Origin of the sequence: Nitrobacter vulgaris (assembly GCF_031453995.1) — a bacterium.
Classification (GTDB): domain Bacteria; phylum Pseudomonadota; class Alphaproteobacteria; order Rhizobiales; family Xanthobacteraceae; genus Nitrobacter; species Nitrobacter vulgaris.
Window position 1 is genome coordinate 17,095 of the sequence record NZ_JAVDPZ010000006.1, and the last position, 15,721, is coordinate 32,815.

General features: G+C 61.6%; 10 protein-coding genes. 6 read left to right on the forward strand and 4 right to left on the reverse strand.

Translation table 11 applies throughout. The features are described 5' to 3' along the window. From metH to GGQ85_RS05220, 4 genes are all read right to left on the reverse strand, one after another. Window positions 1–3,873, reverse strand: coding sequence for a methionine synthase (metH, locus tag GGQ85_RS05205; RefSeq protein ID WP_309773674.1), 3,873 nt, complete (start codon window positions 3,871–3,873; stop codon window positions 1–3). Between the two features lie 69 nt (window positions 3,874–3,942). Next, complete coding sequence (metF, locus tag GGQ85_RS05210; RefSeq protein ID WP_309773675.1) at window positions 3,943–4,857, reverse strand: methylenetetrahydrofolate reductase [NAD(P)H]; 915 nt, start codon at window positions 4,855–4,857, stop codon at window positions 3,943–3,945. A 328-nt stretch (window positions 4,858–5,185) separates the two neighbouring features. Further along, a complete protein-coding gene (locus GGQ85_RS05215; RefSeq protein ID WP_309773676.1) occupies window positions 5,186–6,046 on the reverse strand; it encodes a prephenate dehydratase in 861 nt (286 codons plus the stop codon). Between the two features lie 11 nt (window positions 6,047–6,057). After that, on the reverse strand, window positions 6,058–6,822 hold the full coding sequence (locus GGQ85_RS05220) for a 3-deoxy-manno-octulosonate cytidylyltransferase (protein WP_309773677.1): 765 nt from the start codon (window positions 6,820–6,822) through the stop codon (window positions 6,058–6,060). A 193-nt stretch (window positions 6,823–7,015) separates the two neighbouring features. Between GGQ85_RS05220 and GGQ85_RS05225 the strand changes: the two genes are divergently transcribed. From GGQ85_RS05225 to GGQ85_RS05250, 6 genes are all read left to right on the forward strand, one after another. Further along, entirely contained in the window at window positions 7,016–7,570 is a 555-nt protein-coding gene (locus GGQ85_RS05225; protein WP_079445347.1) for a c-type cytochrome, read from the forward strand. A gap of 417 nt (window positions 7,571–7,987) precedes the next feature. Then, window positions 7,988–9,889, forward strand: coding sequence for an extracellular solute-binding protein (locus GGQ85_RS05230; RefSeq protein ID WP_309773678.1), 1,902 nt, complete (start codon window positions 7,988–7,990; stop codon window positions 9,887–9,889). A 14-nt stretch (window positions 9,890–9,903) separates the two neighbouring features. Then, window positions 9,904–11,781, forward strand: a complete 1,878-nt coding sequence (locus GGQ85_RS05235) for an extracellular solute-binding protein (RefSeq protein ID WP_309773679.1) — start codon at window positions 9,904–9,906, stop codon at window positions 11,779–11,781. A gap of 2 nt (window positions 11,782–11,783) precedes the next feature. After that, window positions 11,784–12,893 (forward strand): microcin C ABC transporter permease YejB, encoded by a 1,110-nt coding sequence (locus GGQ85_RS05240; RefSeq protein ID WP_309773680.1) that lies wholly within the window; start codon window positions 11,784–11,786, stop codon window positions 12,891–12,893. Then, window positions 12,893–14,071, forward strand: coding sequence for an ABC transporter permease (locus GGQ85_RS05245; protein ID WP_079445350.1), 1,179 nt, complete (start codon window positions 12,893–12,895; stop codon window positions 14,069–14,071). The genes GGQ85_RS05240 and GGQ85_RS05245 overlap by 1 nt, the downstream gene beginning before the upstream one ends. Before the next feature lie 8 nt (window positions 14,072–14,079). Next, window positions 14,080–15,717: an ABC transporter ATP-binding protein gene (locus GGQ85_RS05250; RefSeq protein WP_309773681.1), complete on the forward strand. Its 1,638-nt coding sequence runs from the start codon at window positions 14,080–14,082 to the stop codon at window positions 15,715–15,717. The last annotated feature ends 4 nt before the right edge of the window (window positions 15,718–15,721 follow it).

The following is a 15,721-nucleotide window of genomic DNA, read 5'->3' on the forward strand; positions in this document are numbered from 1 at the left end:
TCAGCCCGCCCGCGCAGCGGTCTTGCGCAATTTCAGATGCACCGCGCATTGGCAGCCTGGCGGATGACCGGCGACGTCGGCGGAGGCGTCGTTGGCGGGTGCGGGCACCGGCGTCGCGGTGGGCTTTCCGCCCTGGCCGGAAACATCCTGACCGGGAATGTAGTTGAGGATCGACGCCAGCCAGCGTTCGATCTCGGTGACCTCCATCCCCTTGCGGGTGGCATAGTCCTCGACCTGATCGCGCTCGATCTTGCCGACGCCGAAATATTGGCTTTCGGGATGGCTGTAATAGAGACCGGAGACCGAGGAGCCGGGCCACATCGCAAAGCTCTCCGTCAGCTCGACGCCGGTCGCGCGAGTCGCATCCAGCAGGCGGAACAGCGTGGCCTTCTCGGTATGGTCGGGCTGCGCCGGATAGCCGGGCGCGGGGCGGATGCCGACATATTCTTCCCGGATGAGCTGATCGTTGGTCAGCGCCTCATCCGGCGCGTAGCCCCAGAATTCCGTTCGCACGCGCTGATGCATCCGTTCGGCGAAGGCTTCCGCGAGGCGGTCGGCCAGCGCCTTCACCAGAATGGACGAGTAGTCGTCATTGGCGTTCTTGAAGCGAGCTGCGATTTCGTCCTCGCCTAGGCCTGCGGTGACGGCGAAGCCGCCGATATAGTCGGCGATGCCGGTCTCCTTCGGTGCGATGAAGTCCGCCAGCGCGGCGTTATGACGGCCCTCGCGTTTTTCGAGTTGCTGGCGCAGGGTGTGATAGGTCGCGATCTGCGTGGTGCGGCTCTCGTCGCTGTAAACTGCGATATCGTCGCCGACACGGTTGGCGGGCCAAAAGCCGATCACGCTGGAGGCCTTGAACCACTTTTCTTTAACGATGCGGTCCAGCATCTTGCGTGCGTCGTCATAAAGGGCGCGCGCGGTCTCGCCGACCACCTTGTCGTCTAGGATCGCTGGAAAGCGCCCGGCCAGTTCCCACACCTGGAAGAACGGCGTCCAGTCGATCACCTCCACCAGTTCTTCCAGCGGATAGTCGGTGAAGGCTTTGGTTCCGAGGAAGGTCGGCTTGACCGGGCGGTAGCTGCTCCAGTCAATCGGCACTGCGTTGGCGCGGGCGGCCGCGAGCGGCAGCCGTTTCTTGTCTTGCTGGGCGCGGAAATGCGCCGCGGAAATCTTGGCGTATTCGGCGCGCACTCCGGCCGCGTAGGCCTCCCGCCGCTCCGGCGACATCAGCGAGGCAACGACGCCGACGGCGCGGCTGGCGTCGTTGACGTGGATCACCGGGCCGTTGCGATAGTTGGGGTCGATCTTCACGGCGGTATGGACGCGGCTGGTGGTCGCACCGCCGATCAGGAGCGGCAGGTTGAGACCCTGACGCTCAAGCTCCGCCGCAAAATAGCCCATCTCGTCCAGCGATGGCGTGATGAGGCCGGAGAGGCCGACGATATCGGCCTTCTCGGCCTTTGCCGTCTCGATGATCTTGGCGGCCGGCACCATCACGCCGAGGTCGATCACCTCGTAGTTGTTGCACTGAAGCACGATGCCGACGATGTTCTTCCCGATATCGTGGACGTCGCCCTTGACGGTGGCGAGTAGGATCTTGCCGGCGGAGGTGCTGCCCGCGCCCTCGATGCCGGCGGCCTGATTGCGTGCCTTCTCCTCCTCCATGAACGGCATCAGATAGGCGACCGCCTGCTTCATCACCCGCGCCGACTTCACCACCTGCGGCAGGAACATCTTGCCGTCGCCGAACAGGTCGCCGACCACGTTCATACCGGCCATCAGCGGCCCTTCGATCACGTTGAGCGGGCGCTCGACCGTCAAGCGCGCGGCTTCGGTGTCTTCCTCGATATATTCGGTGATGCCGTTGACCAGCGCGTGGCTCAGCCGCTTCTCCACCGGCCATTCGCGCCAGGAGAGATCCTTCTCCTTCACTTCCTTGCCAGCGCCGCGGAATTTCTCCGCCAGTTGCAGCAGCCGTTCCGATGCTCCGGGATCGCGGTTCAGAATCACGTCTTCGCAGGTCTGTCGCAGCTCGGGGTCGATGTCGTCGTAGATGATCATCTGCCCGGCATTGACGATGCCCATATCCATGCCGGCCTTGATGGCGTGATACAGGAACACCGAGTGCATGGCCTCGCGCACCGGCTCGTTGCCGCGGAACGAGAACGACAGGTTGGAGACGCCGCCTGAGATATGCGCGTGCGGCAGGTTTTGGCGGATCCAGCGCGTCCCCTCAATGAAGTCGACGCCGTAGTTGTTGTGCTCCTCGAGGCCGGTGGCGATGGCGAAGATGTTCGGATCGAAGATGATGTCTTCCGGGGGAAAGCCGACCTCCTCGGTCAGGATGTCGTAAGCGCGCTTGCAGATTTCGGTTTTGCGTTGATAGGTGTCGGCCTGCCCGGTCTCGTCAAAGGCCATTACCACCACGGCCGCGCCGTGCCGGCGCGCGATCCTCGCCTCGTGCAAGAATTTCTCCTCGCCTTCCTTGAGCGAGATTGAGTTCACTACCGGCTTGCCCTGGATGCATTTCAGCCCAGCCTCGATCACCGAGAACTTGGAGGAATCGACCATCACCGGCACGCGGGCGATGTCGGGCTCGGACGCGATCAGGTTGAGGAAGGTGACCATCGCCGCTTCCGAGTCGAGCAGGCCTTCGTCCATGTTGACGTCGATGATCTGGGCGCCGTTCTCGACCTGGTTGCGCGCCACATCGAGCGCAGCGGTGTAATCGCCGGCCTTGATCAGGTTACGGAATTTGGCCGAGCCGGTGACGTTGGTGCGCTCGCCGACGTTGACGAAGGGGATGTCGGAGGTCAGCGAGAACGGCTCCAGCCCCGACAGCCGCAGCCGCGGCGCAACGACCGGCACCACGCGCGGCTTGTGTGGGGCGACCACGGCCGCGATGGCCGCGATATGATCCGGCGTGGTGCCGCAGCAGCCGCCGACGATGTTGACGAGGCCGGCTTGTGCGAACTCGCCGATCAGCCGCGCCATGTAGTCCGGGCTCTCGTCGTACTCGCCGAACTCGTTGGGCAGGCCCGCGTTCGGATAGGCGCAAACCAGCGTGTCGGCGACGCGTCCGATCTCGGCGACATGCGCGCGCAGGTCTTCCGCGCCGAGCGCGCAATTGAAACCGATGGTGAGCGGACTGGCGTGCCGTACCGAGTGCCAGAACGCTTCGGGCAATTGGCCCGACAGCAAGCGGCCGGACTTGTCGGTGATGGTGCCGGAGACCATCACCGGAATCTCGATGCCGCGCTCCTCGCCGATTTCGGCGACGGCGTAAAGCGCAGCCTTGGCGTTCAGCGTGTCGAAGATGGTTTCAACCAGCAGCAGATCCGCGCCGCCGTCGAGCAGGCCATTGATCTGTTCGCCATAGGCCTTGCGCAGGTCGTCGAAGGTGACCGCCCGGTAGCCAGGATTGGCGACGTCTGGTGAGATCGACGCGGTGCGATTGGTCGGGCCGATAGCGCCGACGACGAAGCGCGGCTTGCCGTCCTCGCCACTGACACGGGCGGCGGCGGCGCGCGCGAGCTTCGCGCCCTCGCGGTTGAGTTCGTAGACGAGATCCGACATGTCATAGTCGGCCTGCGCGATCGATGTCGATGAAAACGTGTTGGTGGCGACGAGGTCGGCGCCGGCGCGCAGATACTGCGCGTGAATGTCCTCGATCGCTTGCGGTTGGGTGAGGATAAGGAGATCGTTGTTGCCGCGCACGTCGCGGTGAAAATCCTTGAATCGCTTGCCACGAAACGCGGCTTCATCGAACCCTCGCGCCTGGATCATGGTGCCCATGGCGCCGTCGAGCACCAGAATGCGCTCGCGCGCGAGGTTCCGGAGTTTCTCGGCAGTGGGATTCGAACTTTTTGTCACGCTTGTTATCCTGTGATCGTTATGCCCGCGCTTATCGCGGACATCCACGTCTTTGGGCGGAAGATGGGATCACGCCGCCTTCTGGGCAGCATCGGGCCGGATGCCGAGCAGATGGCAAATCGCGAACACCAGGTCGGCGCGGTTCATGGTGTAGAAGTGGAACGTATCGACGCCGCGCTTGGCGAGCTTCTGGACCTGACCGGCCGCGACCGTCGCCGCGATCAGCTTGCGCGTTTCCGGATCCTCATCGAGCCCTTCGAATTTTTCGGCGAGCCAGGTTGGAACCGTGGTGCCCGCCTTGGTCACAAAGGCTCTGGCCTGCTTGAAGTTGTGCATCGGCATGATGCCCGGCACAATCGGAATATCAATGCCGCGCGCGCGGACGCGATCGAGATAGCGAAGGTAAAGGTCGTTGTCGAAAAAGACCTGGGTGATGGCGCGGGTCGCGCCGGCATCGACCTTTGCCTTAAGGACGTCGATGTCGGTCTCGATGTCGGGACTCTCGGGGTGCTTTTCGGGATAGGCCGACACAGAAATTTCGATGTCGCCATGCCGCCGCTTGATGCCGGCGACGAGGTCGGTCGAACTGCGATAACCTTCGGGATGGGTGCTGTAGGCCGTGCCGATGCCGCCCGGGGGGTCTCCGCGAAGGGCGACGATATGGCGGACGCCGATGTCGCGATAGCGGCTGACAATCTCATCGACCTCCCCGCGCGGAGCGCCGACACAGGTGAGATGCGCCGCCGGACGAAGCTGGGTCTCCGACAGGATGCGCGCGATGGTCGAATGGGTGCGCTCGCGAGTCGAGCCGCCGGCGCCGTATGTCACAGAGACAAAGCTCGGATCAAGGGGCGCGAGGCGGGTAATGGTGCCCCAAAGATTGTGCTCCATCTCCTCGGTTTTGGGCGGAAAGAACTCGAACGAGATCGTGGGTCGTTTTTGCGCGCCAAGGTCATTATGAACCGCGGCGGAAGCGTCTGTCATGACTCGTGAACTCCACTGCATCTGCCTCACCGTGCCTTCAGCGCCGATAGTTTCCGGAAAACGCCTAGGCCTCATGGCCGTGCCATCACAGATTGGCGTTCCCACTAGGATAGCCCATAATTAGACGTCCCCGTGATGGGAAGTAGCCCACCTCCCCCATATATGTAAGGCAAATAGATCAGTCATGCGATATAATGGGCAGACTGAAAAATTGTATTATATTGAATTCGTTGATGATATCAAATATCACCTGTTTGGGAACATGCACATATATCGACATAAACTGAAAATTGCCCAACTCAGGGGGCGGACAATGCACGAAACTTGGTCAATCCGCTCGTTCGCGGAAAGTCGCGCGGAACGGATGAGCCGGATAGACGCCCACGATGCGAAGCTCCTTTGAAAAGAACCTCAACTCCTCCAGCGCGAATGCGAGGCCGCGATCGTCCGGGTGGCCTTCGACATCCGCATAGAATTGTGTAGCGAAGAAGTTGCCATCGACCATGTAGCTTTCAAGCTTGGTCATGTTGACGCTGTTGGTGGCAAATCCCCCCATTGCTTTATAGAGCGCGGCCGGCAGGTTGCGCACTCGAAAGACGAAACTGGTGACCAGCGGCCCAGATCCTTGCTTGGCCCAGTTGGCCTCTCGTGCCAGCACCACGAAACGCGTGGTGTTGTGGTCCTCGTCCTCGACATCCTCGGCGAGAATGTCGAGATGATGGAGTTGCGCAGCGAGACGCGAAGCGATCGCCGCACAACTGGTATCGCGGCGTTCGGCGACAAGGCGGGCAGCGCCGGCGGTATCGCCCGAGACGATCGGCCGGATGCCAAGTTTGCGGATGATACGGCGGCATTGCCCGAGGGCGTGAACGTGACTTTCGACGGTCTTGATATCCGCGAGCGTTGCTCCGCGCGGCGCCACCAGTTGATGGCGGACCGGCAGGAAGTATTCGCCGACGATGAATAACCCCGACTGCGGAAGCAGGTGGTGAATGTCGGCGACGCGGCCGGCCACCGAATTCTCGATCGGGATCATGCCGAGGTCGGCTTCGCCGGACGCGATGGCGGCGAGCGCGTCCTCGAAGGTCGCGCAAGACAACGGTTCGGCATCGGGATAGGCGTCCGCGATGGCAATATGGGAATTCGCGCCGGGCTCGCCTTGGAATACGATTTTCATCATCTTGGTCATCAGTTGTTCTATCAGCGGGCCGGGTATTCGCCAGAGGCTGAATTGGCGAGGAGCCGGCGGGCGGTTTCGAGGTCGGCCGCGGTATCGACGCCCCGCGGCACGTCGTCCACAATCATGATGTCTATCCGCATTCCGCCTTCCAGCGCCCGCAACTGCTCGAGCCGTTCCTGTCGCTCGAGAGGCGAGGGCGGCAGTTCGACAAAGCGCTGCAAGGCCTCGCGGCGATACGCGTAAAGCCCGACATGATGGTAGCGCGGGCCCTCGCCATACGGGGCGGTAGCGCGGGTGAAATAAAGCGCGCGCAGTCGCCGCGAGTCGACCGGAGATCCGATGGCCTTGACCACATTCGGGTTGGTGGCCTCCTCATCGGAGTGAATTTCGGCGGCCAGCGTGGCGATATCGACCGAGGGGTCGGCCAGCGGCTTGAGCACGTCGCGAATCGTGCCCGGACGGATGGTCGGGAAGTCGCCCTGGAGGTTAACGATTGTATCGATGCTGCCTTCGGGATCCAGCCTGCCCAGCGCCTCGAAAACGCGGTCGGACCCAGACGGATGATCGGCGCGCGTCATGATCGCTTCGCCGCCATGGGCCGTCACCGCGGCCGCGATGTCGGGAGTGTCGGTGGCGACGGCGACGCGCCCGATGCCGGCGGCCTCAGCCCGCCGCAGGACATGGACGACCATCGGCAGACCGCCGATATCCAGCAATGGTTTGCCTGGAAGTCGGGTCGCGGCCATGCGGGCAGGTATCAGCACGAGGGTGCGGGTCTGGGTCATAGGTTGGGAGAGAGCGGAAAATTGGCGCAGCTTCTTAAGATCTGCGGCATTTATACGGGTTGTCAGAACGCCGGCAAACCGTTATCTCGTCCTGCCGCCTCCGCGAGGCCGGTCCGCGGCATCTCCGTCGTCGTTCAGCCGGCCGTGCGGCCGACTTTCGAGCGTGGAGCCTTGCCGCAGATGGACTTCCTCAATGATCAATAAATTTCTTGGCGCGGTTCTGGGCACCTGCCTCGTTCTGCTGGTCATGAATTTCGTTGCCAAGACGATTTTCGCGTCGCATGCGCCTGCGAAGCCTGGTTATAAAATTGAGGTCAAGGAAGCGCCAGAGGCAGCTCACAAGGAAGCAGTTCACAAGGACGACAAGCCGGCGGCTTCGAGCAAGGAAGCCGAGGTCGCGTCGGCGGTGTCGCTGGGGAAGAGGCTGCAAGCCGCGTCGGTCGAGAACGGCGCCATCGTGGCCAAGAAATGCGCCGCCTGCCATACCCTTGAGAAGGGCGGACCGAACCGCGTCGGTCCTAACCTTTATGGCATCGTCGGCGAGCCGCGCGGCAAGGGCCATGACTTCAATTTCTCGGCTGCCATGAAGGCCAAGGGCGGCACCTGGACGCTTGATGAACTGGACAAGTTCCTGGCCGGTCCGAAGGAATACATCCCCGGCACGGCGATGTCGTTCGCCGGCATTCCGAAGGACACCGACCGAGCCGACCTCATTGCCTATCTGCGCAAGAATTCCGACAAGCCCTAGCCGCTGACGGATGCCGCAAGGTTACGCTGTATAGCCTTGCCAACCGGCGGCAGGAGTTTTCAAAGTCGCTCACCGTGCCGGTCGCCCACACTTAACCGGCTGGTTTCACCGCACAAGTTCGAGAGGTGGGTGGCATCATCCCCGAAAACCGACATAATCGGCCGAGACAGTGCGCTTCGAGTTGCACCGCCAGGCATGATGCCGAAAAGTGGAAACCGGTTTTCAAACAAGATCATGCTCAATCGAAAAAATAGAACAGAGGTCGGTTCAACACAGTTGAATCGGACTCTGGAGCGCGACCAGCAATTCTGGGTCGATTGCGCTCCAGGAGTGAGAACGCGCATGATCATCGCCAGCCCGTCGCACTTTGGCGCATCATGCGCTAGCTCGCCCCGATAACTCGTAGGGATATTCGCATTGGCCTTCACACGACGACGTCTCCTTCACGGCGGTGCCCTGATCGCAGCCGCTCCCGCGATCAAAGTCCTGACCGGCGCTTCGACAATCGAAGCGGCGCATGCGCAGGCGGGGTCGGCCGGCCTCAAATGGCGGCACGCGCTTTCGCTGTTCGGCGAGGTGAAATATCCGGAAGGCTTCAAGCATTTCGACTATGTCAATCCGGACGCGCCCAAAGGCGGGATGGCGCGGCAGATCGCGCTCGGCACTTTCGATAATTTCAACCCTGCCGTGGCGGGCGTGAAGGGTTTGATCGCGTCAGGAGTCGCGCTGATCTATGAATCGCTGACGACTCAATCGCTGGACGAGGTTTCAACGGAGTATGGCGCGCTGGCCGAGTCGGTTGGTTATCCCGACGATTTCTCGTTCGTGACCCACCGGCTACGGGCCGAGGCGAAGTGGCACGACGGCAAGCCGGTCACGCCCGATGACGTGATTTTTTCGTTCAACGCGCTGAAGAAGCATCGTCCGTTCTATGCAGCTTATTACCGCCATGTTGTGAAAGCCGAAAAGACCGGGGAGCGCGAGGTGACCTTCACCTTCGATGCGCCGGGCAACCGCGAACTGCCGCAGATCGTCGGACAGTTGATGGTGTTACCGAAGCACTGGTGGGAAGGCACCAACGAGGCGGGCGTCAAACGGGACATTTCCGCGACCACGCTGGAGCCGCCGCTCGGCAGCGGGGCCTACAGGATCAAGAGTTTTGAAGCAGCGCGCTCGGTGACGCTGGAGCGGGTCAAGGATTACTGGGGTCGCGATCTCAATATCAACGTTGGCCAAAATAATTTCGACGAGCTGCGCTATGAATATTTCCGCGACGGCACGGTTGCGCTCGAAGCCTTTAAGGCCGATCAGGTCGACTGGCGCACCGAAAACAGCGCCAAGAACTGGGCCACGGCTTACAATTTTCCGGCGGTGAAGGACGGCCGCGTTGTTCTGGAAGAATTTCCCATTCGCAATGCGGGCGTGATGCAGGCGTTCGCCCTCAACATCCGCCGCGACAAGTTCAGGGATCCTCGCGTGCGGTGGGCGCTGAATTTCGCGTTCGATTTCGAGGAAATGAACAAGCAACTATTCTACGGCCAGTACAAGCGCATCAATAGCTATTTCTATGGCACAGAACTGGCATCAAGCGGCCTGCCCGAGGGCAGGGAGCTTGAAATCCTTGAAACCGTTCGCGCTGAAGTTCCGGCCGAAGTGTTCACCACGCCTTACAGCAATCCAGTCGGCGGCAATCCCGAAGCGGTTCGCAGCAACCTGCGCGAAGGCATGAAGCTCTTCAAGGAGGCGGGATATGAGGTGCGTGACCACAAGCTGGTGGACAGCAAGACCGGCGCGCCATTCGAACTGGAATTAATGTCGGAAGATCCGAGCGCTGAGCGGATCATGCTGTTCTTCAAGCCGTCGCTGGAGCGCATGGGCATCACTGCAACCGTTCGGACCGTCGATACGACGCAGTACGAGAACCGGATGCGCAGCTGGGACTTCGATGTGGTTGTCAATAACTGGATTGAATCGCTGTCGCCGGGCAATGAGCAGCGAGAGTTCTGGGGTTCGCACGCGGCGGATATGCCGGGCTCGCGCAATGTCCTCGGCATCAAGAATCCCGCCGTCGACAAGCTGATCGAGCGGGTGATCTTCGCTAAAGACCGCGCCGACCTTGTCGCAGCCACCAAGGCACTCGACCGCGTGCTGTTGTGGAACCACTATGTGGTGCCGCAATTCAGCTATCCTTTTCATCGCACCGCCCGTTGGGACCGCTTTGGGCGGCCTGCCGAGATGCCGAAGTACGGTGTCGACGCCTTTCCGGCGCTGTGGTGGTACGATGCCGACAAGGCGGCCAAGGTCGGCAAGCGATCTTGAGGAGGGTCGCGCGGATGAGGCAGCCCAGCCGCCGGCAGGTGATCGCTCTCGGGATCGGCGCGGTAGGGTCGGCATGGCTACGGCCGGCTGCCGCGAACGACGCGAAGACCGAATCCCATGGTGAATCCCACGGCATGTCGGCATTCGGCGACCTGAAATACCCTGCTGATTTTCACCACTTCGATTACGTCAATCCCGACGCGCCGAAAGGCGGCCTGTTCTCGACCATTCCGTCCAGCCGCGCCTTCAACCAGTCGTTCCAGACCTTCAATTCGCTCAACGCCTTCATTCTGAAAGGGGACGGCGCGCAGGGCATGGGGATGACGTTCACCTCGCTGATGGCGCGTGCCGGCGACGAACCCGATGCGATGTACGGTCTGGCGGCGAAGACCGTGCGTATCTCGGCCGACGGATTGACCTATCAATTCAAGATGCGACCGGAGGCCCGGTTTCATGACGGGCAAAAACTCACCGCGCGCGATGCCGCCTTTTCGCTGACGATTTTGAAGACCAAAGGCCACCCCCTGATCACGCAGCAGATGCGTGACATGGTGAAGGCCGAAGCGATCGACGATGCGACGCTCGTCGTCACCTTCGCTGCGAAGCGCGGCCGTGACGTGCCGCCGTTCGTAGCAAGCATGCCGATCTTCTCGCAAGCCTATTACACCGCGCATCCGTTCGCGGAATCGACGATGGATGTCCCGCTCGGCAGCGGGCCGTACAAGGTCGGCCGGTTCGAATCCAATCGCTTCATCGAGTTCGACCGGGTCAAGGACTGGTGGGGCGCCGATCTTCCGGTCTGCCGCGGCAGTTATAATTTCGATACGGTGCGGTTCGACTTCTATCGCGATCGCGACGTGGCTTTTGAAGGCTTCACCGGCCGCAGCTACCTGTACCGCGAGGAATTCACCTCGCGCATCTGGAATACGCGCTACGATTTCCCGGCGATGACCGAGGGCCGCGTCAAGCGCGAGCAGTTGCCCGACGAGACGCCGTCCGGCGCGCAAGGCTGGTTCATCAATACGCGCCGCGACAAGTTCAGGGACCTGCGCGTTCGCGAGGCGCTCGACTGCGCCTTCGATTTCGAGTGGACCAACAAGAGCATCATGTACGGCGCCTATGTGCGGACGGTGTCGCCGTTTCAGAACTCCGATCTGATGGCGAGCGGCTTGCCGTCGCCGGAGGAAGCGGCGTTGCTGGAGCCGTTCCGCGGCAAGGTTCCGGACGAGGTGTTCGGCATGCCGTTCGTGCCGCCGGTGTCCGACGGCTCGGGACAGGATCGTAAGCTGTTGCGCAGAGCCGCGCAACTGCTCAACGACGCGGGCTTTCACATCAAGGACGGCAAGCGGATGACGCCACAGGGCGAGGCATTCCGCGTTGAGTTCCTGCTCGACGAGCCGTCATTCCAGGCCCACCACATGCCCTACATCAAGAACCTCGGGACGCTCGGTATTGAGGCGACGCTGCGGCTGGTAGATTCCGTGCAGGCGAGGGCGCGGCGCGACGACTTCGATTTCGACATGGTGATCGAGCGCTTCAGCTTCTCGACCGTGCCGGGTGACTCGCTGCGGCCGTTCTTTTCGTCGCAGGCGGCAGCAACCAAGGGATCGAACAACCTCGCCGGCATCGCTGACCCCGCGGTCGATTCTCTGATGGAGCAGGTGATCGCCGCAGATACCCGCGCGAAACTGGTGTTCGCCGCGCGCGCGCTGGACCGCGTCATTCGCGCCGGCCGCTACTGGGTGCCGCAATGGTATTCGAACGCGCACCGGCTGGCCTATTGGGATGTGTTCGGACATCCGCCGAGCCTGCCGAAGTATCTCGGCGTGATGGCTCCTGACATCTGGTGGTCGACGCTGGCCAAACCGGCGTCGTCCGGTCAGGCGAAATAAGCATGGCCGCCTATATCGCCCGCCGCATTCTGTTGATGATCCCCACGCTGCTGGGCATCCTGTTCGTGTCGTTCGTCGTGGTGCAGTTCGCGCCCGGCGGTCCGGTCGAGCGGGTGATCGCGCAATTGAGCGGTTCGGACACCAGCGGGATGTCGCGCATTTCCGGCTCGTCCGGCGGCGACTTCGGCGCGCGCGCCCAGGTGGGAGCATCCTCCGACGCTGTCAGCTCGAAATACCGTGGCGCGCAGGGGCTCGACCCCGCTTTCATCAAGAGCCTTGAGAAGCAGTTCGGCTTCGACAAGCCCGCGCCCGAACGCTTTCTGCTAATGCTGTGGAATTTCTCCCGCTTCGATTTCGGAAAGAGCTATTTCCGCGACACCACCGTGATCCAGCTCATCAAGGAGAAGCTGCCGGTTTCGATGTCGCTCGGCATCTGGATGACGCTTTTGACCTATCTGATTTCGATCCCGCTCGGAATCCGCAAGGCGGTAAGAGACGGATCGCGCTTCGATACCTGGACTTCGGCGGTCATCATCGTCGGGTTTGCGATTCCGGGATTCCTGTTCGCGATTCTTCTCATCATTCTGTTCGCTGGCGGATCGTTCTTCAGCATCTTCCCTTTGCGCGGATTGACGTCGGACGGCTGGAGCCAGTTTCCCTGGTACTGGAAGATTCTCGATTATTTCTGGCATCTCACGCTGCCCATCATCTCGATGGCGCTCGGCGCCTTCGCCACCATGACATTGCTGACCAAGAATTCGTTCCTTGACGAAATCCGCAAGCAGTATGTGATGACGGCGCGCGCCAAGGGCTGCAGCGAGCGGCAGGTGCTCTACAATCACGTATTCCGCAACGCCATGCTGATCGTTATCGCCGGATTTCCCGGCGCGTTCGTTCACGCTTTCTTTTCAGGTTCGCTTTTGATCGAAACCATCTTTTCGCTCGACGGCCTCGGCCTTCTCGGTTTTGAGAGCGTGCTCAATCGCGATTATCCGGTGGTGTTTGGCACGTTGTTCATCTTTTCGCTGGTTGGGCTTGTGATCAACCTGATCTCCGATCTGACCTACATGTGGATCGACCCGCGGATCGACTTCGAGGCGCGGGAGGTCTGATGGCGGTGACGTTGCCAAAGCCCGTTGAAGCCGATTCCGTGGCGCCGCTCGGGGAGGCTGTGCCGCCGGCGCGCCATCCGCTGCGCCTGTCGCCGCTCAATCGCCGCCGCTGGCAGAACTTCAAATCCAACCGGCGCGGCTACTGGTCGCTCTGGATATTCCTGATCCTTTTCTTCATCTCGCTGTTCGCGGAATTAATCGCCAACGACCGGCCATTCCTGATCCGGTTTGATGGGCACCTTTATTTCCCGGCATTCGTGACCTATCCGGAAACCGCATTTGGAGGCGATTTCGAGACCGCCGCCGATTATCGCGATCCCTATTTGCAGAAGCTGATCGCGGCCAAGGGTGGCACCATCATCTGGCCGCCGATCCGCTATTCCTACGACACCCACAATCTCGATTTGCCGACGCCGGCGCCTTCAAAACCAACCTGGCTTTTGACCGAGGCCGAATGCAAGGAGGTGGTGCAGCGAAAGAACCTCACAAGCTGCCGCGACCTCGAATACAACTGGCTCGGCACCGACGATCAGGGCCGCGACGTCGTGGCGCGGCTGATCTACGGATTCCGGATTTCGGTCCTGTTCGGGCTTTGCCTGACCATTGTCTCGTCGGTCATCGGTATCGCGGCTGGCGGGGTGCAGGGTTATTTCGGCGGCTGGGTTGATCTCGGCTTTCAGCGCTTCATCGAAGTCTGGACCGCGATCCCCTCGCTCTATCTGCTCTTGATCCTGTCGTCGATCCTGGTGCCCGGATTCTTCGTCCTGCTCGGAATCCTGCTGCTGTTCTCGTGGGTCTCGCTGGTCGGTCTTGTGCGCGCCGAATTCCTGCGTGGCCGTAACTTCGAATACATCACGGCGGCGCGGGCGCTCGGCGTATCGAATGCGACCATCATGTTCCGCCATCTTCTGCCGAACGCCATGGTCGCGACCATGACGTTCCTGCCGTTCATCGTATCGTCGTCGGTCATGACTCTCACTGCATTGGATTTTCTCGGCTTCGGATTGCCGCCGGGCTCGCCTTCGCTCGGCGAAATGCTGGCGCAGGGCAAGGCTAACGTGCAGGCGCCGTGGCTCGGCTTCACAGGGTTCTTCGCGCTCGCGATCATGCTGTCGCTACTGATCTTCATCGGCGAAGCCGTGCGTGACGCCTTCGATCCGCGCAAGACGTTCAGGTAAGGCCCCGGATGGACACCATCGATCAGCCGCTGCTCGACGTTTGCGACCTGTCCGTTGCATTTCACCATGCCGGCGGACCGTCGATTGCCGTTGATCGCATTTCATTCGAGATCAAGCGCGGCGAGTGCGTGGCATTGGTCGGCGAGTCCGGTTCTGGAAAGTCTGTCAGCGCGCTCTCGGTCCTGAAGCTGTTGCCTTATCCGGCCGCATCGCATCCCTCCGGGAACATCCGCTTTAACGGACGCGAGCTGCTCAGCCTGTCCGAGCGCGAAATCAGGAGCGTTCGCGGCAACGACATCTCGATTATCTTTCAGGAGCCGATGACCTCGCTCAATCCGCTGCACACCATCGAGGAGCAGATCGGCGAGATATTGCTGCTGCACGGTGGAATTCGCGGCGCGGCGGCGCGGAAGCGGACGCTGGAACTGCTGAGCCAGGTCGGCATTCTTGATCCGGAAACCCGCCTTGCCAGCTATCCGCATCAGTTGTCCGGCGGCCAACGTCAGCGCGTGATGATCGCGATGGCGCTTGCCAACGAACCCGACCTTCTGATCGCGGACGAGCCGACCACCGCGCTCGATGTTACGGTGCAGGCGCAGATCCTGGCCCTGTTGGCGGATATCCGCGCCCGGCTCGGTATGAGCCTTCTCTTCATCACGCACGATCTCGGCATCGTCCGCCGCATCGCCGATCGCGTCTGCGTCATGAACGGCGGCAAGATCGTCGAGAAGGGACCGGTCGAGGAGGTTTTTGAGTCGCCGCGGCATCCCTACACGCGCGAACTGCTAGCCGCGGAGCCGAAGCCCGACCCGGCGCCGCCGCGGCCGGAATCGCCCGTCGTGATCGCGGCCGACGACCTCAAGGTCTGGTTTCCAGTCCGCCGCGGTCTGTTACGCAGGACGGTCGGCCACATCAAGGCGGTGGACGGTGTGACGCTGAAGGTGCGCAAGGGCGAAACGCTCGGCGTCGTCGGCGAATCCGGGTCCGGCAAGACCACACTCGGACTGGCGCTGTTGCGGCTGATCTCGTCGGATGGCCCGATCGTGTTCCTCGGCAAAAATATCCAGGGTTTGCGCTTCAAGGAGATGCGGCCGTTCCGTCGCGATATGCAGATCGTTTTTCAGGATCCGTTCGGAGCGTTAAGTCCGCGGATGTCGGTCGGCGATATCGTGGCCGAGGGCTTGAGCGTGCATCAGCGTGCACTGACGGACGCCGAGCGCGAGACACGGGTGGTCAAGGCTCTGAAAGATGTCGGGCTCGATCCTGCGACGCGCTTCCGCTATCCGCACGAATTTTCTGGCGGCCAGCGCCAGCGTATCAGTATCGCGCGCGCCGTGGTGCTGGAGCCGAATTTCGTCGTGCTCGACGAACCGACCAGCGCACTCGACATGCTGTTTCAGGCGCAGATGGTCGATCTCTTGCGAGAGCTTCAGCGCAAGCGCGACCTGACCTACATGTTCATCTCCCACGATCTGCGCGTGGTCGCTTCCCTTGCCAGTCATCTCATCGTGATGCGGCACGGCAAGGTCGTCGAGGAAGGGCCGGCGTCGGAGCTGTTCAAGAGTCCGAAATCAGATTACACGCGCGCGCTGTTTGCCGCCGCCTTCCGGCTGGAGACTGCGTCGGGGGAATCGAACGCAGACTAGAGCC